General features: G+C 40.2%; 33 protein-coding genes and 1 riboswitch. Of the genes, 12 read left to right on the plus strand and 21 right to left on the minus strand.

All coding sequences use genetic code 11. The annotated features are described in order from the left end of the window. Nucleotides 1–123: 123 nt before the first annotated feature. Nucleotides 124–717, minus strand: a complete 594-nt coding sequence (locus tag ACFX4N_RS13475; protein ID WP_063672468.1) for an NAD(P)H-dependent oxidoreductase — start codon at nt 715–717, stop codon at nt 124–126. 119 nt (nt 718–836) lie between these two features. Between ACFX4N_RS13475 and ACFX4N_RS13480 the strand changes: the two genes are divergently transcribed. Then, nucleotides 837–1,214, plus strand: a complete 378-nt coding sequence (locus ACFX4N_RS13480) for a winged helix-turn-helix transcriptional regulator (protein ID WP_013058468.1) — start codon at nt 837–839, stop codon at nt 1,212–1,214. A gap of 124 nt (nt 1,215–1,338) precedes the next feature. On the opposite strand, the gene ACFX4N_RS13485 is transcribed toward ACFX4N_RS13480, so the two are convergent. Further along, on the minus strand, nt 1,339–1,488 hold the full coding sequence (locus ACFX4N_RS13485; RefSeq protein ID WP_377261575.1) for a hypothetical protein: 150 nt from the start codon (nt 1,486–1,488) through the stop codon (nt 1,339–1,341). Between the two features lie 158 nt (nt 1,489–1,646). Between ACFX4N_RS13485 and ACFX4N_RS13490 the strand changes: the two genes are divergently transcribed. Beyond that, complete coding sequence (locus ACFX4N_RS13490) at nt 1,647–1,787, plus strand: YvrJ family protein (protein WP_013058473.1); 141 nt, start codon at nt 1,647–1,649, stop codon at nt 1,785–1,787. 12 nt (nt 1,788–1,799) lie between these two features. On the opposite strand, the gene ACFX4N_RS13495 is transcribed toward ACFX4N_RS13490, so the two are convergent. Then, nucleotides 1,800–3,065, minus strand: a complete 1,266-nt coding sequence (locus tag ACFX4N_RS13495) for a molybdopterin molybdotransferase MoeA (RefSeq protein WP_053487630.1) — start codon at nt 3,063–3,065, stop codon at nt 1,800–1,802. A gap of 114 nt (nt 3,066–3,179) precedes the next feature. Between ACFX4N_RS13495 and moaC the strand changes: the two genes are divergently transcribed. Both moaC and ACFX4N_RS13505 read left to right on the plus strand, forming a co-directional pair. Then, nucleotides 3,180–3,668 carry a cyclic pyranopterin monophosphate synthase MoaC gene (gene moaC, locus ACFX4N_RS13500; RefSeq protein ID WP_377261578.1) on the plus strand — a complete coding sequence of 163 codons (489 nt, stop codon included), beginning with the start codon at nt 3,180–3,182 and terminating at the stop codon, nt 3,666–3,668. Nucleotides 3,669–3,680: 12 nt separating this feature from the next. Beyond that, a complete protein-coding gene (locus ACFX4N_RS13505; RefSeq protein WP_013058476.1) occupies nt 3,681–4,193 on the plus strand; it encodes a MogA/MoaB family molybdenum cofactor biosynthesis protein in 513 nt (170 codons plus the stop codon). A 33-nt stretch (nt 4,194–4,226) separates the two neighbouring features. Here ACFX4N_RS13505 and ACFX4N_RS13510 read toward each other — a convergent pair whose 3' ends face one another. The 5 genes from ACFX4N_RS13510 to ACFX4N_RS13530 all read right to left on the minus strand — a co-directional run bounded on the left by ACFX4N_RS13510 (nt 4,227) and on the right by ACFX4N_RS13530 (nt 9,484). Continuing rightward, the gene (locus tag ACFX4N_RS13510; RefSeq protein WP_057273804.1) at nt 4,227–4,889 is read right to left on the minus strand and encodes a sulfite oxidase-like oxidoreductase; all 663 of its coding nucleotides are present in this window, start codon (nt 4,887–4,889) and stop codon (nt 4,227–4,229) included. 24 nt (nt 4,890–4,913) lie between these two features. Then, nucleotides 4,914–5,831, minus strand: a complete 918-nt coding sequence (locus ACFX4N_RS13515) for an ABC transporter permease (protein WP_098326200.1) — start codon at nt 5,829–5,831, stop codon at nt 4,914–4,916. Then, nucleotides 5,818–6,885 (minus strand): ABC transporter permease, encoded by a 1,068-nt coding sequence (locus ACFX4N_RS13520; RefSeq protein ID WP_377261581.1) that lies wholly within the window; start codon nt 6,883–6,885, stop codon nt 5,818–5,820. Before ACFX4N_RS13520 ends, ACFX4N_RS13515 begins: the two co-directional genes overlap by 14 nt. After that, nucleotides 6,860–8,392, minus strand: a complete 1,533-nt coding sequence (locus ACFX4N_RS13525; protein ID WP_057273807.1) for an ABC transporter ATP-binding protein — start codon at nt 8,390–8,392, stop codon at nt 6,860–6,862. The genes ACFX4N_RS13520 and ACFX4N_RS13525 overlap by 26 nt, the downstream gene beginning before the upstream one ends. Nucleotides 8,393–8,473: 81 nt before the next feature. Then, nucleotides 8,474–9,484 carry a BMP family lipoprotein gene (locus tag ACFX4N_RS13530; RefSeq protein ID WP_029323627.1) on the minus strand — a complete coding sequence of 337 codons (1,011 nt, stop codon included), beginning with the start codon at nt 9,482–9,484 and terminating at the stop codon, nt 8,474–8,476. Between the two features lie 74 nt (nt 9,485–9,558). After that, nucleotides 9,559–9,665, minus strand: a riboswitch (SAM riboswitch). 332 nt (nt 9,666–9,997) lie between these two features. On the opposite strand from ACFX4N_RS13530, the gene ACFX4N_RS13535 reads away from it, so the two are divergent. After that, nucleotides 9,998–10,156: a hypothetical protein gene (locus ACFX4N_RS13535; RefSeq protein WP_155660636.1), complete on the plus strand. Its 159-nt coding sequence runs from the start codon at nt 9,998–10,000 to the stop codon at nt 10,154–10,156. Nucleotides 10,157–10,501: 345 nt separating this feature from the next. Next, complete coding sequence (locus tag ACFX4N_RS13540; RefSeq protein WP_057273808.1) at nt 10,502–11,086, plus strand: YjgB family protein; 585 nt, start codon at nt 10,502–10,504, stop codon at nt 11,084–11,086. Nucleotides 11,087–11,113: 27 nt separating this feature from the next. Here the strand turns inward: ACFX4N_RS13540 and ACFX4N_RS13545 are convergent, their stop codons facing one another. From ACFX4N_RS13545 to ACFX4N_RS13555, 3 genes are all read right to left on the minus strand, one after another. Beyond that, nucleotides 11,114–11,956 carry a GNAT family N-acetyltransferase gene (locus ACFX4N_RS13545; RefSeq protein WP_377261585.1) on the minus strand — a complete coding sequence of 281 codons (843 nt, stop codon included), beginning with the start codon at nt 11,954–11,956 and terminating at the stop codon, nt 11,114–11,116. Further along, nucleotides 11,953–12,618 carry a cyclase family protein gene (locus ACFX4N_RS13550; RefSeq protein ID WP_377261588.1) on the minus strand — a complete coding sequence of 222 codons (666 nt, stop codon included), beginning with the start codon at nt 12,616–12,618 and terminating at the stop codon, nt 11,953–11,955. Before ACFX4N_RS13550 ends, ACFX4N_RS13545 begins: the two co-directional genes overlap by 4 nt. A 94-nt stretch (nt 12,619–12,712) precedes the next feature. Next, a complete protein-coding gene (locus tag ACFX4N_RS13555; RefSeq protein ID WP_053487636.1) occupies nt 12,713–13,840 on the minus strand; it encodes a 2-methylaconitate cis-trans isomerase PrpF family protein in 1,128 nt (375 codons plus the stop codon). Between the two features lie 184 nt (nt 13,841–14,024). Here ACFX4N_RS13555 and ACFX4N_RS13560 point away from each other — a divergent pair, with 184 nt between their 5' ends. The 3 genes from ACFX4N_RS13560 to ACFX4N_RS13570 all read left to right on the plus strand — a co-directional run bounded on the left by ACFX4N_RS13560 (nt 14,025) and on the right by ACFX4N_RS13570 (nt 16,728). Next, a complete protein-coding gene (locus ACFX4N_RS13560; RefSeq protein ID WP_025750019.1) occupies nt 14,025–14,885 on the plus strand; it encodes a LysR family transcriptional regulator in 861 nt (286 codons plus the stop codon). Between the two features lie 296 nt (nt 14,886–15,181). Next, nucleotides 15,182–16,498, plus strand: a complete 1,317-nt coding sequence (locus ACFX4N_RS13565) for a CitMHS family transporter (RefSeq protein ID WP_057273811.1) — start codon at nt 15,182–15,184, stop codon at nt 16,496–16,498. Between the two features lie 68 nt (nt 16,499–16,566). Next, the gene (locus ACFX4N_RS13570) at nt 16,567–16,728 is read left to right on the plus strand and encodes a hypothetical protein (protein WP_013058488.1); all 162 of its coding nucleotides are present in this window, start codon (nt 16,567–16,569) and stop codon (nt 16,726–16,728) included. A 131-nt stretch (nt 16,729–16,859) separates the two neighbouring features. Here ACFX4N_RS13570 and ACFX4N_RS13575 read toward each other — a convergent pair whose 3' ends face one another. Continuing rightward, complete coding sequence (locus ACFX4N_RS13575; protein WP_057273812.1) at nt 16,860–17,540, minus strand: hypothetical protein; 681 nt, start codon at nt 17,538–17,540, stop codon at nt 16,860–16,862. Nucleotides 17,541–17,703: 163 nt separating this feature from the next. Here ACFX4N_RS13575 and ACFX4N_RS13580 point away from each other — a divergent pair, with 163 nt between their 5' ends. After that, a complete protein-coding gene (locus ACFX4N_RS13580; protein WP_013058490.1) occupies nt 17,704–17,940 on the plus strand; it encodes a hypothetical protein in 237 nt (78 codons plus the stop codon). Between the two features lie 73 nt (nt 17,941–18,013). On the opposite strand, the gene ACFX4N_RS13585 is transcribed toward ACFX4N_RS13580, so the two are convergent. The 4 genes from ACFX4N_RS13585 to ACFX4N_RS13600 all read right to left on the minus strand — a co-directional run bounded on the left by ACFX4N_RS13585 (nt 18,014) and on the right by ACFX4N_RS13600 (nt 20,369). Next, nucleotides 18,014–18,163, minus strand: coding sequence for a hypothetical protein (locus ACFX4N_RS13585; RefSeq protein WP_162257213.1), 150 nt, complete (start codon nt 18,161–18,163; stop codon nt 18,014–18,016). Nucleotides 18,164–18,303: 140 nt separating this feature from the next. Next, a complete protein-coding gene (locus tag ACFX4N_RS13590; RefSeq protein WP_013058492.1) occupies nt 18,304–18,948 on the minus strand; it encodes a Bax inhibitor-1/YccA family protein in 645 nt (214 codons plus the stop codon). Nucleotides 18,949–19,092: 144 nt separating this feature from the next. Further along, nucleotides 19,093–19,674 carry an ATP-dependent Clp endopeptidase proteolytic subunit ClpP gene (gene clpP / locus ACFX4N_RS13595; protein ID WP_029323654.1) on the minus strand — a complete coding sequence of 194 codons (582 nt, stop codon included), beginning with the start codon at nt 19,672–19,674 and terminating at the stop codon, nt 19,093–19,095. A gap of 29 nt (nt 19,675–19,703) precedes the next feature. After that, the gene (locus ACFX4N_RS13600; RefSeq protein ID WP_029323655.1) at nt 19,704–20,369 is read right to left on the minus strand and encodes a sigma-70 family RNA polymerase sigma factor; all 666 of its coding nucleotides are present in this window, start codon (nt 20,367–20,369) and stop codon (nt 19,704–19,706) included. A 152-nt stretch (nt 20,370–20,521) separates the two neighbouring features. Between ACFX4N_RS13600 and ACFX4N_RS13605 the strand changes: the two genes are divergently transcribed. Then, nucleotides 20,522–21,061, plus strand: a complete 540-nt coding sequence (locus tag ACFX4N_RS13605) for a DUF2199 domain-containing protein (RefSeq protein WP_097812702.1) — start codon at nt 20,522–20,524, stop codon at nt 21,059–21,061. Nucleotides 21,062–21,099: 38 nt separating this feature from the next. On the opposite strand, the gene ACFX4N_RS13610 is transcribed toward ACFX4N_RS13605, so the two are convergent. The 3 genes from ACFX4N_RS13610 to ACFX4N_RS13620 all read right to left on the minus strand — a co-directional run bounded on the left by ACFX4N_RS13610 (nt 21,100) and on the right by ACFX4N_RS13620 (nt 24,150). Further along, on the minus strand, nt 21,100–22,350 hold the full coding sequence (locus ACFX4N_RS13610) for a C40 family peptidase (protein ID WP_057273814.1): 1,251 nt from the start codon (nt 22,348–22,350) through the stop codon (nt 21,100–21,102). Nucleotides 22,351–22,529: 179 nt separating this feature from the next. Further along, nucleotides 22,530–23,729: an MFS transporter gene (locus ACFX4N_RS13615; protein WP_055990575.1), complete on the minus strand. Its 1,200-nt coding sequence runs from the start codon at nt 23,727–23,729 to the stop codon at nt 22,530–22,532. Further along, a complete protein-coding gene (locus ACFX4N_RS13620) occupies nt 23,698–24,150 on the minus strand; it encodes a MarR family winged helix-turn-helix transcriptional regulator (protein WP_013058498.1) in 453 nt (150 codons plus the stop codon). Before ACFX4N_RS13620 ends, ACFX4N_RS13615 begins: the two co-directional genes overlap by 32 nt. 253 nt (nt 24,151–24,403) lie before the next feature. Between ACFX4N_RS13620 and ACFX4N_RS13625 the strand changes: the two genes are divergently transcribed. Continuing rightward, entirely contained in the window at nt 24,404–24,832 is a 429-nt protein-coding gene (locus tag ACFX4N_RS13625; RefSeq protein ID WP_055990576.1) for a hypothetical protein, read from the plus strand. A 21-nt stretch (nt 24,833–24,853) separates the two neighbouring features. Here ACFX4N_RS13625 and sigH read toward each other — a convergent pair whose 3' ends face one another. Both sigH and ACFX4N_RS13635 read right to left on the minus strand, forming a co-directional pair. Next, nucleotides 24,854–25,504, minus strand: coding sequence for an RNA polymerase sporulation sigma factor SigH (sigH, locus tag ACFX4N_RS13630; RefSeq protein WP_013058500.1), 651 nt, complete (start codon nt 25,502–25,504; stop codon nt 24,854–24,856). A 385-nt stretch (nt 25,505–25,889) separates the two neighbouring features. Beyond that, entirely contained in the window at nt 25,890–26,045 is a 156-nt protein-coding gene (locus ACFX4N_RS13635; protein WP_162837669.1) for a DUF3934 family protein, read from the minus strand. Nucleotides 26,046–26,121 lie beyond the last annotated feature (76 nt).

Below are 26,121 nucleotides of genomic sequence, written 5' to 3' on the forward strand. Positions count from 1 at the left end.
TACGATTATGTCCTCTCAAAACCTTCAATTATTCAGAAAATAGAATGTATGCCATATGCTGCTTCTAAGTATTAAAAAGAGCATCTAATCACCACACTAGATGCTCTTTCTTTTTCCCTTTGTTTATTCATTAACAGACAAGGTACTTTCGTCTAGCTGTTTTAAATAATTACGAAAACGAATTTTCGGATTTAATTCTGTATTTGTAATATGCTTTACATAGCCAATTGAACTTTGAGTGATATCATAGTCACTGATTTTATTTGAACGATATTCAATAAAAGGAGGAAGGTAGGTCATGCCAACTAAACTAGCAGATGCCTGGAATGGCTTTGTTATTTCGCTTACTGAAAATAAATTATACCCACCCGCTTGATAAGAATGTTCAGGCGAACCGATGGAAATAGCCAACACCCACTCCTTTCCCGTAAGCTTCGTTCCGCCAGGGCCATGAGCCCACCCAAAGGTAAACACTTCATCAAACCACTGTTTTAAAAGTGGCGGGCTGCTGTACCAGTATAATGGAAACTGAAAAACAATACGATCATGAGCAAGAAGCAGCTGCTGTTCAACTTTCACATCAATGGGTTGATCACAATATGTTTCATAAAGATCATGAACCGTTACATCCGTTTGATTCAAAGCTGATTCCTTCCATTTTTTATTTACTCGAGAAGATTCAATATGTGGATGTGCAATGAGTACTAATGTTTTCATATATAGACCTCCTTGTTATTTTTGGTATGATTATATTGTATATTTTGTAATAAATTAGAGGAAGTACGCACATTAATTAAACATAGTATAAAACTGTATACTACAGGGAGTGAAAATGGATGAGAAACCAAAAAGTAGGCTTCGATTATTCCCCCAGTAAAGTCGGGTGCCCGGTCGAAACCACATTAGACGTAATAGGTGGAAAATGGAAAGGGATTATACTTTATCATCTCATTGATGGAAAGAAACGTTTTAATGAGTTCCGAAAACTATATCCTGCCATTACACAGCGCATGCTGACTTTACAATTAAGAGAGTTAGAAAAAGACGGGATTGTTCACCGTGAAATCTATAAAGAAATCCCCCCAAAAGTAGAGTACTCCCTAACTGAATTCGGAAGATCTCTCGAACCAATCATTTTGCTTATGAAAGACTGGGGAGAAACGCATAAGAACAGAATTATTAATGCGAGAGCAATAGAAAAAGAAGAAATTTAAATATAAATTATATTTATTAATAGATTAGTGTACTTTAGATATGGCCTATACACGAGTAGTTACTGTAATGTAATAAGCTAAAAAAGTGCTTGGATAAATATTATCCAAGCACTTTAAAAATTAATTATGTATGACTTTTCTTTTTAATTTGTACACCTGTATAAATAGAATTACCTATTAATATTGCGGTTCCTAGAAGCCAGCCCACCGTAGGAGAGTGCTCGAATACATCTTTCAAAGCCAGCCCTAAAGAAATGGCTGCTATTCCTAGCATTAATAAAAGTACAGTAATGCTTTGCTGTCTTCAATGCCGAGGCTGCTTTTTCTTATTTTTCAAGGACTTTTGTCTTAAAAATGGACGTCTGCCCTGCGAACAAATACTTAGAAATCACATATTATAATATATCTTCTAAGTGAAGGAGGTATGCTATTATGGAAAACTTAGTTAGCTATATTAAAGATTTAGGCTTTCCAATTGCCCTATCTTTTTACTTACTTGTTCGCATTGAAAGCAAATTAGATCGAATTACAGAGCTGCTTCAAGTTCTTATTGAAAAAAAGGACAAGCAATAAGCAGACTGCTATTTATACCCAAAGCGAACTCGTGCCTTCGTTTTCAAGATGCAGCACGTTCACTTCTGTTCCTTTATCATACCCATGCTCTCCACCTGGAAGAACAACCAGCGCATTTGCTGCAGCTAATGACGAAATAGCGCCTGACTTGTCCATTCCAACTGGCGTTACAACAAGCCTTCCGCCTTCGTCTGTAATTTCTCCTCGCACCATTCTCGTAAATGCATTAGGCTCTTTAAAACGTCCGTTTAACACCGCTTTTGTTTTATGTAAATGGGGCGCCGGTGAATGCAAAAAGCTGCGAACAATTGGACGAACAAACAGTTCGAACCCGACATAGCAAGCAGATGGGTTTCCTGATAGTCCAAACAGCAGCTGCCCGTTTCGTTCTGCGACTGTTGTGACGCTTCCCGGCCGCATCGCAATTTTGTTAAACAGCACATTCGCACCAAGCTTTTCATAAATAGCCGGCAAATAATCATAGTCCCCAACGGATACCCCACCGGTTGTCAGTAAAATATCCACTTCTTCGAGCGCTTTTTCTACCGCTTCATAGCAGCGGTCAAAGTCGTCTTCAAGCTTTCCTAAGTATTTCGGAACCCCGCCGCTTCTTATAATTTGCGCGAGTGCCATATAGGAGTTGCTGTTGCGGATTTTTCCTGGTTCTAACGGCTCGTTCACATCAAGCAGTTCGCTGCCCGTTGTTAAAACCCCAACAACCGGCTGCTTCACGACAGCGACATCGGCATAGCCAAACGTAGCTAAAAAAGCCGTGACGCCCGGATTGATTCGCGTCCCTTTTGAAACAAGCACGTCTCCTTTTTTCGTTTCTTCTCCTTTTAATGCAATGTGCTCCCACTTTGAAGCCCGCCGGCTTAACGCCATATACGTCTTTCCTTCTTTTTCATAAGACTTCGTTACTTCAAGCATTACAACCGCATCACATGAATGAGGCACTTGCGCTCCTGTCATAATGCGCACCGCTTGAAACGGCTTTACTTCTCCTTCAAAAACAGAGCCGGCGCCGATTTCACCTACTACTTCGAACTCGACAGGATGTTCACTTGAGACTTCTACACAGTCTTGCGCTCGAATTGCAAAGCCGTCATAAAGCGATTTATTAAAATGAGGAACGTTTTGGTCGGCGATAATATCTTCTCCTAAATAGCGTCCGTAGCTTTCGGTGATTGATACGCGTTCAATGCTGCCTTTTCTTTTATATGTCATAACTTTTTCAATTGCTTCAGGAATTGAAATAGGTGTTCTGCTTTCTAACATACATTCTTCACTTCCTTTATGTCTGTTCACTTTTTACGCTATGGTGTAAAATCATAGCATATCTCACTATTTCTATCATACAACAAAATTTACTGAAAAAGGATGAAAACACCGATGTCTTCTTTTACACATTTTAATGACCAAGGCCGTGCCAATATGGTCGATATTAGCGAAAAATCTATCACTCGCCGCGTTGCAACAGCTCGTTCAAGTATACTTGTTAACAAAGAAATTCACGAAGCCATTGTAGAACATAAAATCGGAAAAGGCGACGTACTTGCTATCGCGCAAGTAGCGGGAATCATGGCAGCAAAACGTACGTCTGACATTATTCCGATGTGTCACCCTCTTCTATTAAAAGGTGTAAACCTTTCATTCGACTGGGACACAAGCAATGATCAGTACCGTTTATTAATAGAAGCAACGGTTAAAACCGAAGGCTCAACGGGTGTTGAAATGGAAGCTTTAACCGCTGCTTCCGCCTGTGCACTAACCGTTTATGATATGTGCAAAGCCATTGATAAAGGAATGATTATCGGCGAAACATATTTGCTTGAAAAATCAGGCGGCAAAAACGGTGACTACAAACGCACAGAAGCGTAAAGGAGGTACATAATGAGCGTACACGAACATAAATCCAAAGCAACGCAGCCCGTTCGCTGCAAAGTTATTACGGTATCAGACACGCGTACAAAAGAAACCGATAAAAGCGGCGCGCTGATGATGGAACTTCTGAAAGAACATGACATGCAAGTCGCCTCCTATGAAATTGTAAAAGACGATCAAACGTCGATTCAACAAGCGATACTTGCCGGATGCAGTGATGATGGCATCGACGTTGTTCTGACAAATGGAGGGACAGGCATCACAAAACGAGACGTCACAATTGAAGCCGTTCAAGCGCTGATTCATAAAGAAATCGTTGGATTTGGTGAGCTGTTTCGCATGCTGAGCTACATCGAAGACATTGGCAGCGCAGCAATTATGAGCCGGGCAATTGCCGGGACGATTAACGAAAAAGCCGTTTTCTCTACACCGGGATCAAGCGGTGCTGTTCGTCTAGCCATGACCAAGCTGATTTTACCTGAGCTTCGCCACGTTGTGTGGGAATTAAAACGCCAGCGCTAACAAAATGCCTATGCGCGCGCATAGGCATTTTCATTAATCATAGTCTTTATGTACCCACTCATCTTCTGGAATGCCTAAATCTTCTCCAGAAAAACGCTCTTCTTTAAACGGATCTCCTCTAAGATGAAAGCCGTTTTGCTCCCAAAAGCCAGGATGATTTTCATCAATGACTTCAAAGCCTCGAAGCCATTTAACACTTTTCCAAAAGTACAAATGCGGAACAACCAATCGTAGCGGATATCCATGCTTAGCTGTAAGCGGCTCTCCGTTAAAGGAATGAGCAAGAAGAATATCGTCTCTCAGTAAATCTTCTACCTCAATGTTTGACGTATAGTCATTGTCTCCGTGCAGCATGATGTATTTACTTTTTAACTCTACGCCGATTGCTTTTAAAAAGTCTGTAAACAGCACGCCCGTAAATTCATTATCAAGTCTTGTCCATCTCGTTACGCAGTGAATATCACATTTCACCGTCGTTTGCGGCATGTCTAATATCTCTTGATATGAAAGGGTCACTTCCTTGTCTACTAATCCAAATACGCGAAGCGTCCACTCCTCTAGGTTATACTCCGGCACGTCTCCTTCATGTAAAATAGGAAAGCGCTCTGTTACTACCTGACCCGGAGGCACTCGTCCTTCGTACTTTGGATCAATTTCTGGTGTTTTCATTCGTTTAATACGGTCTGCTTTGTTCATAGGTACCACCTCTTTATTTTTTTATCAGCGTGCACTTTGCTGACTTGTTTGATTCGTTTCGACTCCTTTATCTCGCAGGAAAAACATCGCTGCTAATGTCAGCACGTAAGGGACCATCATCGTAAACTCGGTCGGTATTGAAAAACCTTGCAGCCGTGTACTCACAGCATCCATTAAGCCGAAAAGTATACTTGATGCTAAAATACCAAGCGGATGAGACTGACCAAGCATCATCGCCACAAGTGCGATAAATCCACGTCCTGAAGTCATGCCTTCTGAGAACATCGTGACTTGTCCTAATGAAAGCTGTGCTCCGGCAATCCCACACAGGATTCCGCATGCTGCAATCGCAAACAGCTGATATCTGATCGCTTTTAAACCAAGCGTACTTGCTGCTACTTTATTGTAGCCTACCGCTAGAAGACGGAAACCAAAAATCGTTCGATAAAAAAAGATATAAAAAGCAATAGCTGCTAAAAATGCAAAATAGACAAGCGGTGACTGTCCTGAAATAATGTCGCCGATTACAGGTATGTCTTTGATCAAAGGAATATCCCATGTGCCTATTCCCTGCATGTTTTTATCGTAATAGGCACCTTTTGTATGAAAAATAGTCCGGAGTAAAAATGTCGTTAAGCCCAGTGCTAAAAAATTAATAGACACCCCAACAACAATTTCATTCGCTTTAAACACCACGACCATCATTCCAAACAGCAACGCAAAAAGTAAGCTTGCTCCAGCAGCAATCACGATAGCAAAAAAGACATTATGAGTATAATAGTTGCCGGCAATCCCGCTAAAAGCCCCAATTAAAATCAGACCTTCTAATCCTACATTAAATATGCCCACACGCGCACAAAGCATTCCACCCAGCGCCGCTAATAAAATAGGCGCAACCATTCGTAACGTTGCATTTAACAGTGACCAATCAAGCAGCTCCACGAATATCAGCTCCTTTCTTTTTTGCTCTCCACCACTGCTTTGTGAATTTTGCTGAGATAAATAGAATGAGCACAGCTTGCATAATACTCGCAATTTCTAACGGAATTTCTGTATTACGCTCTAGCCCCATAGCTCCTGTTTGCAAAGCGGCAAGTAAAAGAGACGTAAAAACAATGCCGATCGGATTCGAGTTTGCTAACAGGGCAGCCATCACTCCGGTCCACGCATATCCAGGAACGGTGAGCGCACCGTCTACAAAACGGTACTGTGAACCAAGAACTTCAAACCCTCCGGCTAATCCAGCCAAGCTCCCGCTAATAAACATACTGAACAGCATGACTTTTACTTGATGAATACCTCCATACGCCCCGAATAATGGATTTTTTCCGGATGCGTTCACTTCGTACCCAAACACAGAGTAGCGAAGCACAGTCCCCAGCAGAAGTGCACCTACTAGAGCAATGATAAACCCAATATGAAGAGGCATTCCTTGAAACACTTTTCCAAGCCACGCCCCTTGCTCAATCATAGGCGTTTGAGCGAGAGCAGCTGAGCCTGTTTTATCTTGAAACGGATGGCCTGCTAAATAGCTTGCAAATAAAACAGCGATATAATTTAATAAAAGCGTAGAAATGACGAGCTGAATTTTAAACGCGGCTTCCATCCAGCCTGCTAAAACAGAAAGCAAACCTCCTGCCACAACAGCAGCTGCAATAGCCGCTATAAGCTTGACTATCCCTGGAGCTGGTAGGTAATAAGCGACAATTGCTGCACTAATCGCTCCAACGACCATCTGTCCTTCTCCCCCTAAATTAAACACACCTGCTCTAAAAGCAAACCCGACACCTAACGCAATTAAAAGAATAGGCGTAGCGCGAGCCAGCGTAGTGCAGAAGAAGTAAAAATTACCAAACGCTCCATTCCAGAGCTCTGTATATGTTTGAAGAACCGAACCACCAGTTAAGGAAATAATAATGCCTCCTATTGCTAAGCCAAAAATGACTGCAATAACCGGCTGGATTAATGATTTAAGAAGTTTCTGCAACTGTATCACCTTCTACCGTTCCTCCTGCCATTAATATGCTTAGTTTCTCTTCTGTTGCTTCTTCCCTTGTAAGCTCTCCAACAATACTGCCTTCGTACATAACTAAAATTCGATCTGATAGTGAGATAATCTCCGACAGTTCCGAAGACACAAGTAAAATAGCGGAGCCATTATTCCGTTTTTGAATCAAGGCATCATGAATACGTTCCATTGCCCCAATATCCACTCCTCGCGTTGGTTCAGCAGCAAGTAGAAAAGAAGTGTTTTGCCCAAGCTCTCTGGCAACAATCAATTTTTGCAGATTTCCCCCTGACAGTTCTCCAGCTTTTTGCTTAGATGAAGTGGCTTTAATCGAAAATTCATTTATCCATTCCTCCACGCTCGACTTGAATATCTTTCTTTTCAGCCAGCCCATCTTCGAGTAAGAAGCTTTATACTGATAGCCCATTAGTGCATTTTCTTCGATCGTATCGTCCTTAGAGGCTCCCCACATATAGCGGTCTTCTGGAATATGGGCGATTCCTGCCTCTCTTCTTTCACGCACAGATCGCCCTGTAAGATCTTCATCTCCAAGTTTAATACTTCCGCTACCTGTTTCTACTAATCCAGAAATTGTTTGAAGCAGCTCCGATTGTCCATTTCCCGAAACGCCTGCAATACCGACAATTTCGCCTGCAGAAACGTGAAGAGACACATTTTGCAATACGTTTTTTTGTCCTTTTCCTTTTAAAAAGAGATTTTGTACGTTTAAATGAGAGGTACCTTGTGATGGTATTCTTGCAGGACGCTCTTTTAATTCTCGCCCTACCATCAGCCTGGCTAGGTGGTGAGCATTGGTATCTTCTTTACTTGTGACGCCGGCTACTTTACCATTTCGAAGAACCGTAATGCGGTCCGCTACTTCCATCACTTCTTGCAGCTTATGTGTAATAATAATGATACTTTTACCTTGAGAAGCTAAAAAACGGATTGTTTTTAATAGTTCCTTCACTTCATGAGGAGTAAGAACGGCGGTAGGCTCGTCTAAAATAATAATTTCTGCTCCTTGATACAGCACTTTTAAAATTTCAATTTTTTGCTGTTCTCCAATTGAGCAATGTTTTACTTTCTTATGAACATCTACTGAAATTTGATAGGTTTGGGTTAATTGCTGTACATCTGCTTTCGCCTGCCTTCTATTAAAAAAGAGGCCCTTCTTTGGCTCATGCCCCAAGACAATGTTTTCAGCCACTGTAAAATGAGGAAAAACCATAAAATGCTGATGCACCATGCCTATTCCATTTTTAATCGCATCTGCAGGAGATGAAAACGAGACGGTTTTCCCATGTAGCTGAATATTTCCTGAACTCGGCTTTTCCATTCCGTAAAGCATCCTCATCAACGTTGTTTTTCCAGCGCCATTTTCTCCAACCAGCGCGTGGACCTCGCCTTTTTTCAGTTTAAAGGACACGTTATTATTTGCTAAAAATGAACCGTATTTCTTCGTCAAATTCGTTAACTGCAGCAGCTCACTCATTTTATTCGTTGCTCCTTTTCCTTTAGTTTTTTTTCAAAAATAAGAAAGAGAAGCCAGCCTTACTCGACTTCTCTTCTCAACTCACTTTGCTAACGGATCTTTCACCACTGTTTTTCCATCAATAATCGAATCTTTAATTTCTTTTAATTGATCAATTACATCTTGCCCTACAAAGTCATTAAGAGGCGTCTTGCTGTCTTGAGTCACATACGTTAACCCAACACCTTTTTCTTTTAAGCCGTATGTCACTACACCGGATTTAAATTTGTCATTTGCGAGTGCTTCTACCGTTTCATAAGCAGCCGCATCAGATCCTTTCAACTGCGATAAAACGATATGCTCAGGATCTACTTCCGTACGGTCAATATCTTGGCCTGCCGTATAAAAACCCTTTTCTTTTGCTGCTTCAAATACACCCAAGTCGCCTACCGCTGAAGCTCCGGCGATAAAGTCAGCTCCTTTTGAAGCCTGTAAAATAGCAAGTTCTTTTGCTTTAGCTGGATCGGAGAAGCTTCCAACATAGTTTACTAGAAATTCTGCTTTTGGATTTGTTGATTGTAATCCTTCTTTAAAACTTACGGTCCATTTTTTTAATAATGGAATATCATCAGCTGCAACCATTCCTACTTTATTCGTTTTTGTAACCAATCCTGCCGCTGCTCCTAATAAATATGAAGCTTCTTGTTCACGGAATACAACGCTTCTTACATTTGGTAAATCGACCACTGTATCAATAATCGCAAATTGACGCTGCGGGTTTTCTTGAGCTACTTTTTTCAACGCATCTTCGGATTCAAAAGAAGATGTAATAATCAAGTCATAGTTTTCTGCTACGGCAGCACGCAAGTTACTTTCAATGGCTGCTTGATCCGTAGACTCAATTGTTTTTACATCAATGTTATACTTCTTCCCAGCGCGTTTTGCTCCATCATCCATTTGTTGAAAAAACGGGTTAACTCCAATCTTTTCAGGTAAAACAAGAGCTATTCGCTTCTTTCCTTTCTCTTCGCTTCCACTGCTTTTTGTGCTTTTTGACTGACAGCCAGTTACGAGTAGTACAAGCGCAACTGCTAAAACAAGAAATCTCTTCATTTGACTTACTCCCCCCATAATATAAAAAAGCTCTTCCTTTATATAAAGGAAGAGCTCGTTAACCAAACGTCTCTTCCTCATCTTCAAGAACATACTGTTCTTAAGGATTTGGCACCATTCTGTCATAGACAGCGGTTGCCGGGTTTCACAGGGCCAGTCCCTCCACCTCTCTTGATAAGGAAAACAATAGCTATTTGTTTTATGTAATATAGTCAATATTAATAGTTTTTTAACAATTGTCAATATTATTTTTCTTTTCTATGTAAAAAAACTTTAAAAACAGATAGGATTATACGGTTTTAGGCTACTAAAATACAGGTCAATTCCTCTTCTAAATTAATTATCGTATGCTTCCTAGCAAAGCGCTTACGGTAAGTCTGCTAGTCTTCTAGAAGAGTCATTTGGATCAGAGCACTTTTATTACATGTCTTTTGTTAATCCACTATCAATTGAAATCACTTTACCAAGAATGTTAGACTTTTCCTGAGCGATATTTTTCAAGAGGTGTTAACGTTGAAATTGATGAAAGAATTATCTGGAGTAGCTATTGGACTCATTATCGCTTTGGCGGTTTCAAAAATCTTTTTTGATACCCCGACCAATATTGGAATCGTAGTTATTTTTATTAGTAGTATGGTAGTAACAGGTATAGCAAGAGCGAAATTAAGATAAGATAAAGCACCATCTTTTATTAGTAAAGTTTATTAGTAAAGTGGTGTTTTCTTTTAGCTGCTTTAGTATATAGTAATCTCGGTTAATATCTAATGTTTTATAATGAATTAGGATTGTCCCTATACTACGTTTTTTACCTAATAAAGGAATAGAAACCAATCTTTTCACCTATGATAAATGAATCGTTTTTTGCTTTTCACTTTACTTGATGTTTACATTCTAAAAGACGTGTTAAATTATATATATCAGTTACCAACTCAACTAAGACTCCTTGACTATTCTGGCCTACCTGTTCTTTTAGGTAGACTGAGGTTGCTAAATCGTTATATATAGGAGGAAAAAATCATGAAAATGAAACAACGACTATCAAAAGCGGCGGCGGCTGCAACGATTACAGGAATTGCTGCGTTTGGATTTGCCCCTGTCGCTCAGCTTGATACACCAGCACACGCAGCTACATCTCAAGAAACAAGCAGTCAAAGTCAAACAGCTGTAAAAAACATTAATGAAATTTACAACGCCGCAGTAAAAGGTGAAGTGCCACGCTTAACGGCAGACTTCAAAATTGGCAAAACACTGCGTCAAGACGTTCGTGATCAGTTCGGCCCACCGCCTGAAGGTTCATCAAACAACTTTGACTACTATCATGCGGAAATGGGTCACCCTGGTTATGCATTTGGCTATGACCAAAATAACGTCGTTAACGAAATCCGCTATTTTGGTACAAATGTAGAGCGTCAAACAAATTTAGGTTCCATTACGCAAGTTAACTTAAAGAAAGAATTAGGTCAACCGAACTTTACAAGTAAAGTAAAAGGTGATGGTACGACTCAAACAAAGTACACGTATCATGCCGGCGCCTATGATCTTGAATTTATTTTTGACGATACCAAAACGTTAAATCACGTAAACTTAGTTGAAAAGCCTTAAGTAATAGAAAAAGTAGCAGACAGCCTGCTACTTTTTTTCATGAAATAAAACTAATGCTGAATCAGCTACGTGTTCATAGCCAATATCCATATAAATTTTATTAGACGTAGGGTTTGCCATATCTGTGTATAGACTTGTTGTTTGAAATCCGCTGTCTAACATAAGCTGAGAAAGCGCGGACACACAGCTTGAGGCATAGCCTTTTTTACGTTCTTTTCGGGGCGTGTACACAAAGTTAATCGTAATGTTATGAGCTGTTGGACGCGCGGCATTTGCCATGGATACGTACTTGCCATTCACTTCCCATAAAAATAACCTTCCTGCTTTAATAAAAGCTTCGCCTGTTTTGACAGCTTGTTCTTTTGACACAGGCTCTCCAATGACGCCCATAAACTCCCAAATCCATTCTGTCACGAGCGGAAGGTGCTCCAACCTTGCTTTTACCAGCACTCCTTCCGCGTCCGCAGCTTTTTTCACTTTGTCTAACCGGTAAATGCGCTGATCCATTTTCAAAGAAGCTTCTTGATTTTTTAAATCTGCTAGTTTTTGAGAAAGATATAAAACCGTTTGTTTCTCTCCAACTAAGCCCGGTATGTCGATTTCTTGTAATAGCTCTGCCGCTTCGCTTAGTTCACCTTCCGTTAGCTTCTGTATTTGAGACAGGATGATTTGCTTAGGATGCGTTTGCAGTAACACAAGCACAACACGGCTATCTTTAAAAATAACGCCCATAAAATTTGGTTTGCTGCTTTCATTTAAGCCGTGTAAAATGCCAAGCGCTAAGTTATGAAGAACTTCATTCTTTGATAAAAGCGGTTCTACTTGGTTTTTAAATTCCTGCACTTCTCTATATCTATGTAACTGGATCATTTTCTTTCTACCTCCGCAAATGCTCTTATCGGAAACGTTCCGGCTCCTTTTATTTTAGGAGGCACAGCGTAAAATAAAAAGGACTCGGTTAGTTGATCTAAGTGACATAAGTGTTCAGCAATCACAATATCCGCCCCTAACAGCAGCGTATGAGCTGGTCTTGCTTTTCCTTTTGTGTCGTCAATATTCATCGAATCAATTCCGACAAGAGCGGGCTGTTGAGACACTAAATAAGCTGCCGCGCTTTCCGTTAAGTATGGATGGTTTTCTAAATAATCGTCTGTATTCCAGTAGCGATCCCATCCCGTATGAATTAATACCGCTTTGCCTTTTACGTCTATATGTTGAAAATGAGATTCATCAATAGCCGTTAAAGTCGGGTCAACCGAAACGACTATTCCTTCCAGTCCGGCTGTTTTATCAATAGCCGTTTGAGCCAAATCCGCTCCGTCTTTATATCTGTGAAACGGCACGTCAATATACGTACCGGTATTCGTGACCATTTCAATTTTACCGATTTGAAATTCAGTCCCTGGTTCATAAAGCTTTCTAGACTCTTCTCGGCTTAAATAGTCGCAAATGTTTGGTGCCGGCAAGCCTTTATGTGTGATAACTCCTTCTTCAATGATGTGGCTTAGATCAATATACGTTCTTTTTTTCATACTCCCACCCACTTTTTCAATATTCAGTAAAAATATTCTAACATAAAAAAGCTCTTCCTAGTTTCCTAGAAAGAGCTTTTTTTAGAGAACATTATTAACTTGATAAACATACATCGTACGTGTGCTTTGTATAAACAAATCCTTCAAAAATAAGACGGGCTGTACGCACTACTTTGATTCCGTTAACCTGTCCATCTTTTAGATCCACACTGGTTTCCATAATTCCCATTGGATGAGCAAGCCGAACGGTATCGCCTTTTAGTTGAACCATTTCTGACAGAAGCGTGCCTTTTGTATAAATAGCCGCCGTTGTACAAATTGCTCCTGTAATCGCAAGCGTTTGATGCGGTTTTTGCATCGACATCATGCGAATTAATACGTCCATTTGAGAAGCAGCTTTTTCTCTGCCCGTCCCGTCGCGATGGTCCATAGGAGGAGCAATAATCGTCATTTTTGGAACCGCTGGTGATAGTTTAGTTGCTTTGTTTTGAGGTGCAAGCCCCGCTTTTTCCGCTGCAATGGAACGAATTTCTTCAAATAGCTTCAGCTGTTTGTCCGTGTATTCATGCGGAAGTTCTGTTCCCTTTAGGCCAATATCCGCTGCTTTAACAAATACAAGCGGATTTCCTACATCAACAATTGATGCTTTTATTGTCCCGATGGATGTTTGCAGAAGATCAATAGCGTTCCCGGTCGGAAGCAGTTTTCCAGTAACGGCTCCTTCTCCGTTTTCAAACGAAAGATAAATGGGTGAACCCGTACCTGGCACTCCAGGAATCATACACGATCCTTCTGTTTTCACTTTTCCGTTTTCTACTTCTACTTCCGCTACGATTACTTTTTTCGTATTCGTATTATAAATCCGCACTTTGGTCACCGGTTCCACAGGTTGTACAATTCCTTGTTCGATGGCATAAGGTCCGACCGCTGAAGAGATATTGCCGCAGTTTCCCTTAAAATCAACGAGGGATTCGCTGATGCTGACCTGTGCAAACGTGTAATCTACGTCAGCTTTCTCTAAATCTGATTTTTTTATAATCGCAATTTTACTCGTCAGCGAATTGGCTCCGCCTAACCCGTCAATTTGACGTTGATCCGGACTTCCCATTATATCTAGCAAAAACGGTTCCCAATCAGATTTGTTCACAGGCATTTCTTCATGATTGATAAAAACCCCTTTACTCGTTCCACCTCTCATAACCGTTACAGGAATGCGCGTCATATTAATCACCTTTCTCCCCTACTAACAAACGCCGAGGCGTTCATCAAACCATTTTATTTTTTTACTATTTAGAACCGGTTCATTTGCCATTTATCGTATAATAGAGGTGGTCATAAGTAAAATACATAAAATTTATTGTCTTTTTAAAAATTTTTTTATAATCTAAATGCAAGGGGGAATTGGGATGGATCAAAAAGATTGGATATTAATTAAAACGCTTCACGAAGAAAAGAACATTACGCGAACGGCTGAAAGGCTCTACGTATCGCAGCCTTCTTTAAGCTACCGCCTTAAAAATCTTGAAGAAGAATTTGGCGTGTCGCTTTTCTTCAAAACGAAAAAAGGAATTGAGTTTACATCTGAAGGTGAGCATCTTGTTCGCTATGCGGAAAATATGTGGAAGCAGCTGCAGGAAACAAAAGACAGCATGCGTAATATGAGCGAAACCGTTACGGGAACGCTTCGCTTAGGGGTATCGAGTAACTTTGCACAGCATAAGCTTCCTAAAATTTTAAAACAGTTCTCTCTTCACTACCCAAATGTACAGTTCAGCGTCAATACCGGCTGGAGTACGCAAGTTATGAATCTATTAGACTCTTCGCGTGTGCACGTTGGTATTTTACGAGGCAATTATCCGTGGAACGGAGAAAAATCACTGCTGACGAAAGAACGACTCTGCTTAATTTCGAAAAAAGAGATTGCGATCGATGACTTGCCGAACCTGCCTTATATTAATTATAAAACCGATACGTCGCTAAAAGATCTCATTCAAGACTGGTGGCATGACAAGTTTTCAGAGCCTCCGTTTGTGGCAATGGAAGTTGACCGGCAAGAAACGGCCAAAGAAATGGTCAAAAATGATTTAGGCTTTGCAATTTTACCTGAAATTTGCCTTCACTCCAGCGACAACTTATATACATACGGACTTTCATACCGAGATGAATCACCTTTGCTTCGAAACACGTGGCTCATGTATGATCCTTCTTACTTGAATCTATCGGTCGTGAAAGCATTTATTGACTTTTTAAAGCTAAGTGAAAAATAAAGCAAAAGCTAAAAAGTTTGCGTCTTGGAAGAATCTCTCTTTTAGGCCAAGCTTTTTTCTAGACTACCATTATAAAAATTTTTTATGAACTTTCTAAAAAAACCTATATTTCCTTTATTTTTAAAAATGTACTAACATGAAAACAAGAAACATCAGCGGGAGTAAAGAGCGGCTTTAAAAATTCTTAATAATCAAACTACGACTCATACATGGGGATGAGAGATGTTAGTCACGTTTTTTTACTCTAAAAGAAAACGCTTTCAGAGAAAAGAGGGAAAATAAAGGAGGTTGTTTGAATGCTAGCACTACTAGGTTTTACAATGATTATTGTCTTTACGTATCTCATTATGTCAAAAAGGATGTCTCCTATCGTAGCTTTAATGGTCATTCCACTTCTTTTTGCGGTGATTGGAGGGTTTGGTAAAGGCGTCGGAGACATGATGCTAGAAGGGTTAAAACAAGTAGCTCCGTCAGCTGCGATGCTGCTGTTCGCCATCTTATATTTCGGGGTTATGATTGATGCCGGACTGTTTGATCCACTAATTAAGCAGCTGTTAAAAATCGTAAAAGGCGATCCGCTTAAAATCGTCATCGGAACGGCTCTTTTATCGCTTTTAGTTGCACTAGACGGAGACGGTACAACCACTTATATGATTACGGTTTCTGCTCTTCTTCCCCTTTATAAACGCCTGAATATGAGTCCGTTAGTGTTAACGACAGTTGCGATGCTTTCTCTTAGTATCATGAGCAGCATGACGCCTTGGGGAGGCCCGGCTACTCGTGCGATTGTCGCCCTTCACCTCGATGCATCAGAGTTCTTTATTCCACTTCTTCCAACGTTAATTGGCGGAGCTTTGTGGGTAATCTTTACAGGCTATATCCTTGGGAAAAAAGAGCGAAGACGACTTGGTGCTATTGACATCGAGCAGTTTGAATTAAAAAGCTCGCTTGCTTTTGCTGAAGACGCGTCCTTAACTTCTCAAGAAGATATTACACAGCCTAAAAAAATCTGGATTAACTTAGCTTTAACCATTGCACTCATGGTCGTGTTAGTTTCTGGCATTTGGTCTGTTTCCGTTTTATTTATGATTGGTTTTGCGCTTGCTCTTATGATTAACTATCCAAAACTCGAGGATCAAAAAGAACGTTTAATGGCTCATGCAGGCAACGCGTTAACCGTTGCAGCGCTTGTTTTTGCAGCTGGTATTTTTACAGGAATACTATCCGGCACTAAAATGGTTGACGAAATGGCCAGCCTGTTAATTCATTTAGTCCCTGATTCACTCGGTTCGTTTTTACCGACAATCGTCGCTTTAACAAGCATGCCGTTTACATTTGTGATGAGTAACGATGCCTATTACTTTGGTGTTTTACCTATCTTCGCTGAAACTGCAGCTTCTTACGGAATTGATCCAATGGAAATTGCGCGAGCTTCAGTACTCGGACAACCTGTTCATCTGTTAAGTCCGCTCGTTGCGTCTACTTTCTTACTTGTAGGTATGGTAGGTGTTGATCTTGGTGAACATCAGCGCTTTGCATTTAAATGGGCCGTTTTAACGTCTCTTGTTCTGATTGTCCTTGCTATCATCACAGGCGCACTTACACTATTTTAATAGGGAATAAAAGCTGTCATGGCTTTTTATTAATAAATTGATAAATGATAGGTGGAGGTACTTCTAAAATGTATGTAATTACGTGTTATGTAGGAAAAGGTGAAATGAGAATGTACGAGTTTGACAGTAAAGAAGAAGCGCTCTCTCAGCTAAAAAAGCTGAAAGGCTGCAGTATTCTTTCAGAAGTTGTTTACTTTAATGATTCGTCGGTTATTCCGATAGCTATTTAATTACGCAGCACTCAGCCCTATAGGTACAAACTTGATAAGCTTCCTTTCGCTCAAAAGGAAGCTTCTTTTTTTATGTTTTTTGCAAACTCCTACCAAGAAGGTTATAAAGCAGCTGCCAACCCCCTTTCCTCTCATGGACGTTTTGTTACGTTCGGCTCGTTTTGTTTTCTTGCTTCAATCATATCAATAATTCGATTGGTATGTGGAGTTAACACTGCGCATTTCTGATAGAAGGCTCCGTCTACAACAAGCAGCTCTTCATCCATCCCGCAAAACTTACAGCGCAGCTCTTGTGGTCCTGCGTAAGAGGTGTGATAAACACTATCGTTAAAGATGGTATAAAAAGTATTTCGTTGCTGCGCATCGTAAAAGCCATATTCTTTATTACTTTCATCACGATAATTAACTCCATAGTTCCGTTCAAATTCTTCTTGAGTAAATCCATCCTGCAAAAGTTCATTTTGTACTAGTTCCCTTAAACAATCCTCTATTTCCTCACCGTTAAATGAACAATCATGCACGTAAACTTCTGTTTCTTCGCTACTGTTCTCTTTTGCCATCATTTCGCTGCCGCAAATCTTACAGGGGTGTTTAGGACGCTGTTGATCAAAATAAGAGAGAGTTTGGACCTTTTCAACTACTATTTCATCGCTCACCTTTTTAAACTTAATCATCACATTTTCTGTTTGACTGACGTTTTCGTTATATAACATCACTTCGTATTCATCTATATTCTTTCCGTTTTCTGTTCGACTCCAATATTCAACTACTTCATATGAAGAAATAGTAAAAAACTCTTTAAAATTCACCACTAGCATGCATCCTTCCAAAAAAGTTTACGTTCTCTGTGTACTAAGCACGCTCTATACTACCATTTTTTCAAAGACTCGCACCACTAAACGAACTTGTTTTAGATTCGCATATCCTTTCTTTATCCGGCATACATAACACTAACCCTTTTATAAGGAGGATTTCATGAATACGTATATAATCATCAGCATTGGCGTTGTTGCCAGCGCATTTTTATTTCGGAAATATCGAAAGCAAGTCGTTGAAATATATACAATCAGTGAATTTATTCACGCTAAAAACGGCGCGGTCGCTACAAGCTCCACGTGGTTTGACAAGTTTTTTAAAGAACCTTACGCTACCGGACCAAACTATGAAAAAACAGAGGATGACGTTAGCGAGGATGGAGATGGCGGAGAATAACTAAAACAAAAAAAGATTGAGACATGACTACATCACTTTAATCTAAAGACGAACAAATTGGGCAAATGATCTATTATGGCTTGCTTATTAGACCGCTGTTTATTTCCGTGCAAGACTTTCGCTTTCCGCGGGCGGCCGCTGAGCCTCCTCGTAGCATAGGCTCCTGCGGGGTCTCACCTGTTCCGCTTCTCCCGCAGGAGTCTCCGTCTTGTCCTCCAATCAACAGCTAGAAGCAACTAAGTAGATTAAATCTACGCTCATCCTACCAATAAAAAAATCCAAACGAAGTTGATTCTCCATCAAGAATCTTCAACGTTCGGATCTTCCTTCAGCTAAAACACTTTTGTCCCAGCCTCTTTCTTATTAATCGTCGCTTCCTAAAATACCGAAAAAGCGAAGCAAGTTGATGAATAGATTAATAAAATCTAAATACAAAGACAATGCCAAAATCGGAACAAGCTCTTCAGTGATTTCACCGTGCTTCATTTTATTAAAATCATACAGCACATATAGTGAGAAAACGATGGTACCAATCACTGAAAATGCCATCAGTCCAGGCGTTGTTAAGGGACTAAACAGCGAGAAAATGCTGATGCACACTAATGCTAACAGCGCCACTAATAAAAAGCTGCCTAAAAACCCTAGATCTTTTTTTGTTTTTGCGCCAATTACACCCATCACCGTAAAAATAACGAACGTACTTCCAAACGCATAAAGAACGACTTGCGCTCCCGCTACTGAGGCATAGTGGCTAACAATCGGAAACAGCGTGATGCCTGATATAAACGAAAACGCATATGTAAAACCGTATCCTACGCTTTTTTTCTTTCGTAACATAAATGCCGCAACCAGCATCACAAGTTCAGCAATCGCTAACGGAATAAAATAAGCCGGCGGCACATATTGACCTACGTATAAGCCAACTGTTGAAATAAATAACGAAAAAATAAATGTTACTAATACTTTTTGAAACAGAGACCGCTGCTCTACTCCAATCACTTCTTGCATGTGTAAAACCTTCTTTCTAAAATCTGCTATATTTTATATAATACCTACCTTTTTAAGAAAAATAAAGATAATACTAAGGTCTTTTTTCTTATTTCTATAGAAAGCAAGCATAGACGCTGCCGTCTATGCTTCCTTGTCACCTCTTTATTTCGGCAACAGAATACCGTCAATAACTCCGTACTCCTTTGCCTCTTCAGCACTCATAAAATAATCTCGTTCCGTATCGTTTGCCACTTTTTCAACCGGCTGTCCCGTTCGTGTTGATATGATTTCATTAATATGCTGCTTCAATTTTAAAATCCGCCGGGCGCTAATTTCAATTTCAGTTGCCTGCCCTCTAGCTCCTCCTAGCGGCTGATGAATCATAACTTCACTATTCGGAAGTGCATAGCGCTTTCCTTTTGCTCCTGCTAGGAGAAGCAGTGCGCCAAAAGAAGCAGCCATGCCCGTGCAAATCGTTTGAACATCCGGTTCGATATACTGCATCGTATCATAAATCGCAAACCCTGCTGAAGTCGAACCTCCAGGGCTGTTAATGTAAAGTGAAATATCTTTTTTAGGATCATCTGCCGCAAGAAATAAGAGTTGTGCGACCACGCTGTTGGCAATATGATCATTGATTTCATCACCAATTAAAATAATTCGGTCTTTTAACAGCCTCGAATAAATATCATACGAACGTTCACCGCGGTTACTTTGTTCAATTACATATGGAATCGTGCTCATATATATCCTCCTTATCACACGTAATACGGCTATGCAGCCATGCAGAGAGTGCACGTCGGAGTATACGTTGGTTTTTGAATGACACTTTTTAAGGAAGGCAAAGCCTGAATCAAAAGTGCTGGATCCTGCGCTTCTAGCGTCTTATAAAAAAGCTCTGACAGCTCTTTTCGTTCTTTTTCATTCCAAAAAGAATCTGTGGAAAATGGCTCCCCGTCTTTTTCTAACCGCTGCTTGGCACGATGCAAATTGCTTTTTACCGCTGTTTCTGACGTTTGTAAAATCGAAGCGATTTCTTTCAGCTGATAGCGGAATCCTTCTTTTAAGAAAAAGATTACCGCTTGCTTCGGCGTAAATTGGCTAATCAGCAGCTCGACCGAGTGTCCCTTACTATCAAACGTATGCTTTTCAGCTTGTTGTTCCAAAGCTTTTTCTTCGACTATTCCTTCACGCTTTCTTTTTCGCAGCAGGTCAATCCAGTGATGATACGCAATTTTTTTCAGCAGCGCAGAAGACAGATTATGCTCTTCACTTTTATATCGCTGAGCCTTTAAAAACGTTTCTTGGGCAATATCGTCTCCATCCCACACATTTTGTGCTAAAAAGCGGCAGTACTGCTGCAATTTTGGGTAATGCTCGTTCCAGCAGGCATCGTCAAAGCTTTCTGTTTGTGTTTCGATTTTTTTTGAATGTGACATGATTTTCACTCCTTTTGCACTCTCTATTTACTAAACGATTAAAGGAAGTTCAAAAGATACGGGGGATCAAACTTTTTTACACATTATACGCTTAAGCAGCCATTTTTTTGTATTATAATGAAGATACTTTTATCTGAGGAGTCTAAAATAATATGCGAAGAAGACGATTATATGGCAAGAAGAAAACGAACAAACTTCACTATAAAGACTTAACCTGTGAACACCCTCAGCCTGCTTTGCCTATGAGCTATACAAGTGAAGCTCCTTTTTACTATTATGACGCGTCAGACGACGAAAGACAAAACGACTTTGAACTATATTCAGAGATTTGTATCATGAATCAAGAACATTTTTTCATTAGAGGCTGTGTTGAAATTCCTGTTCTTAATGAAGAAGAATTTTTCACTTGGAACATATGGGTTTCTTTAAGTGAAGAAAATTTCCGCCGAATGACAGATTTATGGGAAAGTGACAAAAGAGAAAATGAACCGCCTTATTTCGGCTGGTTTTCAGTTTCAATTCCAGGCTATCCGGAAACGTTAAATTTAAAAACAAAAGTGCATACAAGATCTGTTGGAACACGGCCGCTCATTGAATTAGAGCCGACCGATCACCCTTTAGCCGTCGAGCAGCGGGAAGGGATAACGCTAGAGCGAATCAAAGACATACAAAAACAATTGACTTCGTATTAAAAACCAAGACAGCCCCAGACTGTCTTGGTTTTTTACCTTTATGGCATGCGCTTTGCTCCGTAGTATTTAGGCGCCCAGTAGCTGTCTACTTTATAGTTTGTAATTTTCACGCCCTCAGATGTAGATACGTGAACGACGTAATCATTTCCAATATAGATAGATGGAATAAGCGAACTTCCTTCAAAAAAGACGAGATCTCCTGGCTTCAAGTCAGATTTTGAAATGGTTTCTCCTGTTTCCCACTGCTGACTCGCATAGCGCGGAATGTCTTTTCCAGCTGCTTCTTTGTAAATGTATTGAACAAAACCAGCCGTATCAAAGCCTGTAGAAGGACTTGTCCCACCTTGTGCGTAAGGTACTTCTCCTACATATTTAAGAGATTCCGTCACAAATGGATTGTCTTTTGACAGCGATAAGTCATCGTAGCGTCTTGCTCCTGCGTACTTAGACGTCCAGTAGCTGCTTGTCAGGTAATCCACCGTCACATTTTCGCTGCGCTTGGCATGAATAAACTGATTGCCGCCTGCGTAGATGCCGACGTGTGAAATCCCTTCACGATACGTATCTTTAAAAAAGATAACGTCTCCTGGCTTTAAATCTGTGCGAGCAACTTCTTCTCCAACTTGCCACTGCTGATCGGTTGATCTCGGAAGGTACACGTCCGATGCGTGTTGAAATACATATGCAACAAATGCAGAACAGTCAAAGCCGTCCGTTGGCGACTCGCCTCCGAATACATATGGTGTACCGAGATGTTTTAATGCTTCTGCAATGACTTCATTATCTTTTGCAATTTCCGGTGCTCCTGTAATGCGCTTTGCTTTGGCGAAATGTGATGACCAATACGCGCTACTTGAAATGTTTTTCACCACAACTTTTCCATCTGAAGAAGATGCATAAATCATTTCATCGTCTCCGATATAAATAGCGGCTACGTTCACTTCACCGTTTTCATCCGTGTCAAAAAACAATACATCGCCTGCCTGCAGCTCGTTTTTATCGATATCTGTTCCAAGCTCTGACTGTTCTTTCACGGAACGAGGAAGCGTTGTATCAAGCGCTTGCTTAAACACATATTGAACGAAGCCAGAGCTGTCAAACCCTTCGCTTAGCGTCTCTCCTCCAGACGTATAATCCGCTCCTTCATACGTTTTTGCTTTGTCAGCAATCACGTTTTCATCTGTTGCAGCCTGTACTTGCACAGCTTTTTCTGCAGGAAAAGCGCCTTCATAAAAAGTGGCAAGACTAAGCCCTAACGCTGTGACCATAAGAGGTTTCATTACTTTCATATTTGTTCTCCTTTGTTTTTTATTTCATCCAAGAAGTTTTATATGTAAATGGTTCCCCTGTTAAAGTATGGTGCAGATGGATAGGAATTGGCTAGTACCTTTTGACTTAAATATGCTTCCCTTCCAAAGTCCTGTAAAAAATCCAGAAAAAAACTCGGCGCATATTACGCCGAGCTTTTTTATTTCATGCCCACCTGGATATTTGCTGCTTTTTGTTTTTGACGTAAATTTGCAATCCACTTGTAGTAAAGTGTAATCAAAAGAACAAAAATCCCAAGCGCAAAGTACAGTTTTGAATACCCTAAAGCACCTGCTGCAATTCCTAATACAAATGAACCAACCGCAATACCGCTATCATAAAACGTAAAGAATGTAGCAGTTGCATATGCGCTTCGGTGAGCAGGCGCCGCTTGAATCGCAAGCGTTTGGAAGCTAGGAAGCAGCGTTCCGTAGCCTAGTCCTACTAACGCACCTGAAAACAGCAGCATCCAAGAAGAATGTGTAAAGCTTAAGCTAAATAGACCAATCGCAAAGACAATACATGATGGAATAATCACAATGTTTGGGCCAGATTTATCAAATAATCTTCCTGTAAACGGTCGTGAAATCAGCATCGCAGCTGCGAACACGACAAAGAAAAAGCTTGCTGTTTTAATCAATCCAAGCGACTGTGCGTACACAGAAATAAAAGAAATAATACTTGCATACGAAAAAGAAACGAGTATACCTACAGATGAAATCGGCATGGATTTCTTTTCAAACAAATCGCTCAGTGAAAATGATTTCTTTACTGACGGAGCAGCGTTTTCTTGAAGATTTTTAACCATCATTCCGCACAGCCAGCCAACGAGCATAATCACGCCAAATACAAGGAAAATAATGTTGTATGCCATGTACTGATGAAGCGTTAGTGCTAAAAACGGCCCTGCAACAACGGCTAAGTTCATTGACATTCCGAAGTAGCCAAGTCCTTCTCCTCGTCGCTTAGCGGGAACTAAATCCGCTGCAATCGCTCCGGTGACGGTTGTCGCTAAGCTGAATGAAATTCCTTGGAAGAAGCGCAGTAATAAAAGCACGTTAAAATGGTGGATAAGCATATACAAGAAGGAAGAAAGCGCAAAAATGAGGGTACTAAATACAAGCGTTTTTTTCTTTCCAATGTTTTCAATGACTTTCCCTGAAAATGGTCTAACAATAATCGCAGATAATAAAAAGATGGTAACAACAAGCCCTGCCTGCGTACTCGTGCCGTCTAAGGCGTCTAATACATAAATCGGCAGCAGCGTCAGCAATGCATAAAACACGACAAAAATAAAAAAGTTGGTAATCGCAATGCTGATAAAGCTTTTAGTCCAGATTGGCTCCTGCTGGTTCGTCATTCATTTCACCCTTTTCTGTAGATTTACAAATTTTCTTTAATAACGAGATAAGCTGATCTTGTTCGCTGTCGGATAAAGCAATCAGCAAATTTTCTTCTAAACGTTCAATTTCTTGCTGAATTTCCGGAAGCTTTTTCTTCGCTTGAGGAGATAAATAAACGATGCGCTCTCGTTTATCACTGCCTGCTTTTCGAACGATCCATCCGCTTTTTTCAAGCCTTGTTAACGTGCGGGTAACCGTTGGCGCTTCGACATTTAAATACTGCCAAATCTCTGTTTGCGTCATTGAGCCGAATCGCTTTAAACAAAATAAAATCGAATACTGTGAGCTGTATAGCCCGTACGCCTTTAACACTTCATTTACTTCTTTAATAGACAATCTCGACTTTTGATGAAGTTCATGAAACACCAAGTTATTCACTTTTCCCACCTCACCTTTCTATTTTATTTACCTAGGTAACTAATTGTTCTTTTATTAGTATATGTGCTGCTACTTGATGTGTAAAGGCGTCTAAAAAGAGCGAAAATCAGCTTTTTTCTCTCATTTTCTACTAATGATTTACGCTTTCACTTCTGTTTCCTTATTCTTTCGTATCACGAAACTTTTTGTATATATTTACATGCACCTGCAAACTCTGTTAAAGAAGACGAAACAATATGCGGGAGGCTGGTATATGTTTTCACTGCGCGGCGATGCTCATAAAGTCTACCTTAAACTGAAAAAAGCGGCTCATCAAAACCAAAACGCAGAAGAAATTGATGAATTAGCGGAAATGGAAGAAATTCGGCAGCTTTACCTTACGCTCGACAGCGCTACTTTGCGAAAAGTGTATTACCGAATGATCAAAGAAAAAAATGGCTCCGGCGTCATCCCTATCCTTGTTTCTGCCTTGCCTTGGCTCTTTTTTTTATTTTCCCAGCGGCTGCAGCAATTTTTATTTAAAGACGGCAGCTGGTTTTGGATTATTTTTGTGGCGCTGTATGTTTTTATTCTCATTCCAAGCGTGTTCCTTCATTTCCGTGAACAATCGTGGGCTTCTGTTCATATTGAAATTATTCAAGACATTTTAAAAGGCCGTGAAAAAGAGCCGAACCCCCTTTAAGGTCCGGCTGTTTTTTACCTATTATGAAATAGCTTGTCTGCTTTCTACGTCTCGACCTAACTTTCTTTTGATACGCTGCAGCGCGTTGTCAATTGACTTGACGTGCGTATTTAATTCTTTCGAAATTTCAGCGTATGAATGGCCGTCCATGTACAGCGTCAATGCTTTTCTTTCCAATTCACTAAGTGTTTCCGCAATTTTTAACTCGCGGTCTTCCACTTTTTCTTGATGAATCAGCACCGCTTCCGGGTTAGCAATTTGATCGCCAGGAATCATATCCATCAGCGTATAGTTTGATTCTTCATCATACAGAGGCTTGTCCAATGAAATGTACGAATTTAACGGACCGTGTTTTTGACGAGTAGCCGTTTTAATTGCCGTAATGATTTGTCTTGTGATACATAACTCCGCAAACCCTTTAAAAGATGTTAGCTTGTCTTCGTTAAAGTCGCGAATTGCTTTGTACAGTCCAATCATTCCTTCTTGGACGATATCTTCTTTTTCAGCACCAATCAAAAAGTATTTTCTTGCTTTACCCCTCACAAGATTTTGATACTTGTTGATTAAATACTCTAATGATTTTTCGTCTCCACTATGAACCATTTCAACCAAAACATGATCTTCTAACATAGCATAATTTTGAACTTTTTCAATTACGATGCCTACGCTCACTCATATCCCCCCGTTACACTTAGTTGAGTTTTGATGTGTTCTAAACTGATGCATGATCTACTTGTTACGACGCTACTGCAATACGGTCCAGAAACGTAAAAAGCGTACAGAGTAAACTGTCGCTTTCCTCTCTCACTTTATGCTCCCCTGCATCTTTCTATAATCTATTATAAAGAAGTATAACCGATAAAAATCAAAAAGGTTGTCGAAATATGAAAGTGTTTGCAAAAAAAATCAATTTTTATAGAAAATTCACATAAATCACTTTATTATTTCATATAGTGACGGCAATCTGTAAAAAAAGCAATAAAAAAATACTTCCATATGAAATAAACTTACTCAAGCAGAGTAAGTCGAAGTTGCAGATGATACTGCGCATATAGGATTAGTTGCCTTCCGGCTTATCAGCATTTTTTGTTCCCTTGCTTTTATAAGGCTTTGCATTTTTCTTCTTTTTTGCACTCGCCTGCCAGCGGTTCCACCCTTTTTTGCCGGTGCCTCGCCCCGTGCCGCCTTTACCTTTTGCTTTACTCATACGTATTCCTCCGTTACCTGCGTGTTTGCTACAATAAAAAAAGACCCCGTCCAAAGTCGGAGTCTTTTTTGGATTGCATAAA

Source organism: Priestia sp. YIM B13551 (assembly GCF_042787905.1).
In the GTDB taxonomy this organism is placed as follows: domain Bacteria; phylum Bacillota; class Bacilli; order Bacillales; family Bacillaceae_H; genus Priestia.

Excerpts from the sequence above, each read along its gene's own strand:
- ACFX4N_RS13605 (WP_097812702.1), top strand. The coding sequence starts at position 20,522 with ATGCGAAGAAGACGATTATATGGCAAGAAGAAAACGAACAAACTTCAC.
- ACFX4N_RS13475 (WP_063672468.1), bottom strand. The coding sequence starts at position 717 with ATGAAAACATTAGTACTCATTGCACATCCACATATTGAATCTTCTCGA.
- ACFX4N_RS13560 (WP_025750019.1), top strand. The coding sequence starts at position 14,025 with ATGGATCAAAAAGATTGGATATTAATTAAAACGCTTCACGAAGAAAAG.
- ACFX4N_RS13505 (WP_013058476.1), top strand. The coding sequence starts at position 3,681 with ATGAGCGTACACGAACATAAATCCAAAGCAACGCAGCCCGTTCGCTGC.
- moaC (WP_377261578.1), top strand. The coding sequence starts at position 3,180 with ATGTCTTCTTTTACACATTTTAATGACCAAGGCCGTGCCAATATGGTC.
- ACFX4N_RS13610 (WP_057273814.1), bottom strand. The coding sequence starts at position 22,350 with ATGAAAGTAATGAAACCTCTTATGGTCACAGCGTTAGGGCTTAGTCTT.
- clpP (WP_029323654.1), bottom strand. The coding sequence starts at position 19,674 with ATGAGCACGATTCCATATGTAATTGAACAAAGTAACCGCGGTGAACGT.
- ACFX4N_RS13600 (WP_029323655.1), bottom strand. The coding sequence starts at position 20,369 with ATGTCACATTCAAAAAAAATCGAAACACAAACAGAAAGCTTTGACGAT.
- ACFX4N_RS13550 (WP_377261588.1), bottom strand. The coding sequence starts at position 12,618 with ATGAAAAAAAGAACGTATATTGATCTAAGCCACATCATTGAAGAAGGA.
- ACFX4N_RS13625 (WP_055990576.1), top strand. The coding sequence starts at position 24,404 with ATGTTTTCACTGCGCGGCGATGCTCATAAAGTCTACCTTAAACTGAAA.
- ACFX4N_RS13530 (WP_029323627.1), bottom strand. The coding sequence starts at position 9,484 with ATGAAGAGATTTCTTGTTTTAGCAGTTGCGCTTGTACTACTCGTAACT.
- ACFX4N_RS13485 (WP_377261575.1), bottom strand. The coding sequence starts at position 1,488 with ATGCTAGGAATAGCAGCCATTTCTTTAGGGCTGGCTTTGAAAGATGTA.
- ACFX4N_RS13615 (WP_055990575.1), bottom strand. The coding sequence starts at position 23,729 with ATGACGAACCAGCAGGAGCCAATCTGGACTAAAAGCTTTATCAGCATT.
- ACFX4N_RS13545 (WP_377261585.1), bottom strand. The coding sequence starts at position 11,956 with ATGATCCAGTTACATAGATATAGAGAAGTGCAGGAATTTAAAAACCAA.
- ACFX4N_RS13490 (WP_013058473.1), top strand. The coding sequence starts at position 1,647 with ATGGAAAACTTAGTTAGCTATATTAAAGATTTAGGCTTTCCAATTGCC.
- ACFX4N_RS13580 (WP_013058490.1), top strand. The coding sequence starts at position 17,704 with ATGAATACGTATATAATCATCAGCATTGGCGTTGTTGCCAGCGCATTT.
- ACFX4N_RS13540 (WP_057273808.1), top strand. The coding sequence starts at position 10,502 with ATGAAAATGAAACAACGACTATCAAAAGCGGCGGCGGCTGCAACGATT.
- ACFX4N_RS13525 (WP_057273807.1), bottom strand. The coding sequence starts at position 8,392 with ATGAGTGAGCTGCTGCAGTTAACGAATTTGACGAAGAAATACGGTTCA.
- ACFX4N_RS13555 (WP_053487636.1), bottom strand. The coding sequence starts at position 13,840 with ATGACGCGCATTCCTGTAACGGTTATGAGAGGTGGAACGAGTAAAGGG.
- ACFX4N_RS13565 (WP_057273811.1), top strand. The coding sequence starts at position 15,182 with ATGCTAGCACTACTAGGTTTTACAATGATTATTGTCTTTACGTATCTC.
- ACFX4N_RS13495 (WP_053487630.1), bottom strand. The coding sequence starts at position 3,065 with ATGTTAGAAAGCAGAACACCTATTTCAATTCCTGAAGCAATTGAAAAA.
- ACFX4N_RS13510 (WP_057273804.1), bottom strand. The coding sequence starts at position 4,889 with ATGAACAAAGCAGACCGTATTAAACGAATGAAAACACCAGAAATTGAT.
- ACFX4N_RS13480 (WP_013058468.1), top strand. The coding sequence starts at position 837 with ATGAGAAACCAAAAAGTAGGCTTCGATTATTCCCCCAGTAAAGTCGGG.
- ACFX4N_RS13590 (WP_013058492.1), bottom strand. The coding sequence starts at position 18,948 with ATGCAAGAAGTGATTGGAGTAGAGCAGCGGTCTCTGTTTCAAAAAGTA.
- ACFX4N_RS13570 (WP_013058488.1), top strand. The coding sequence starts at position 16,567 with ATGTATGTAATTACGTGTTATGTAGGAAAAGGTGAAATGAGAATGTAC.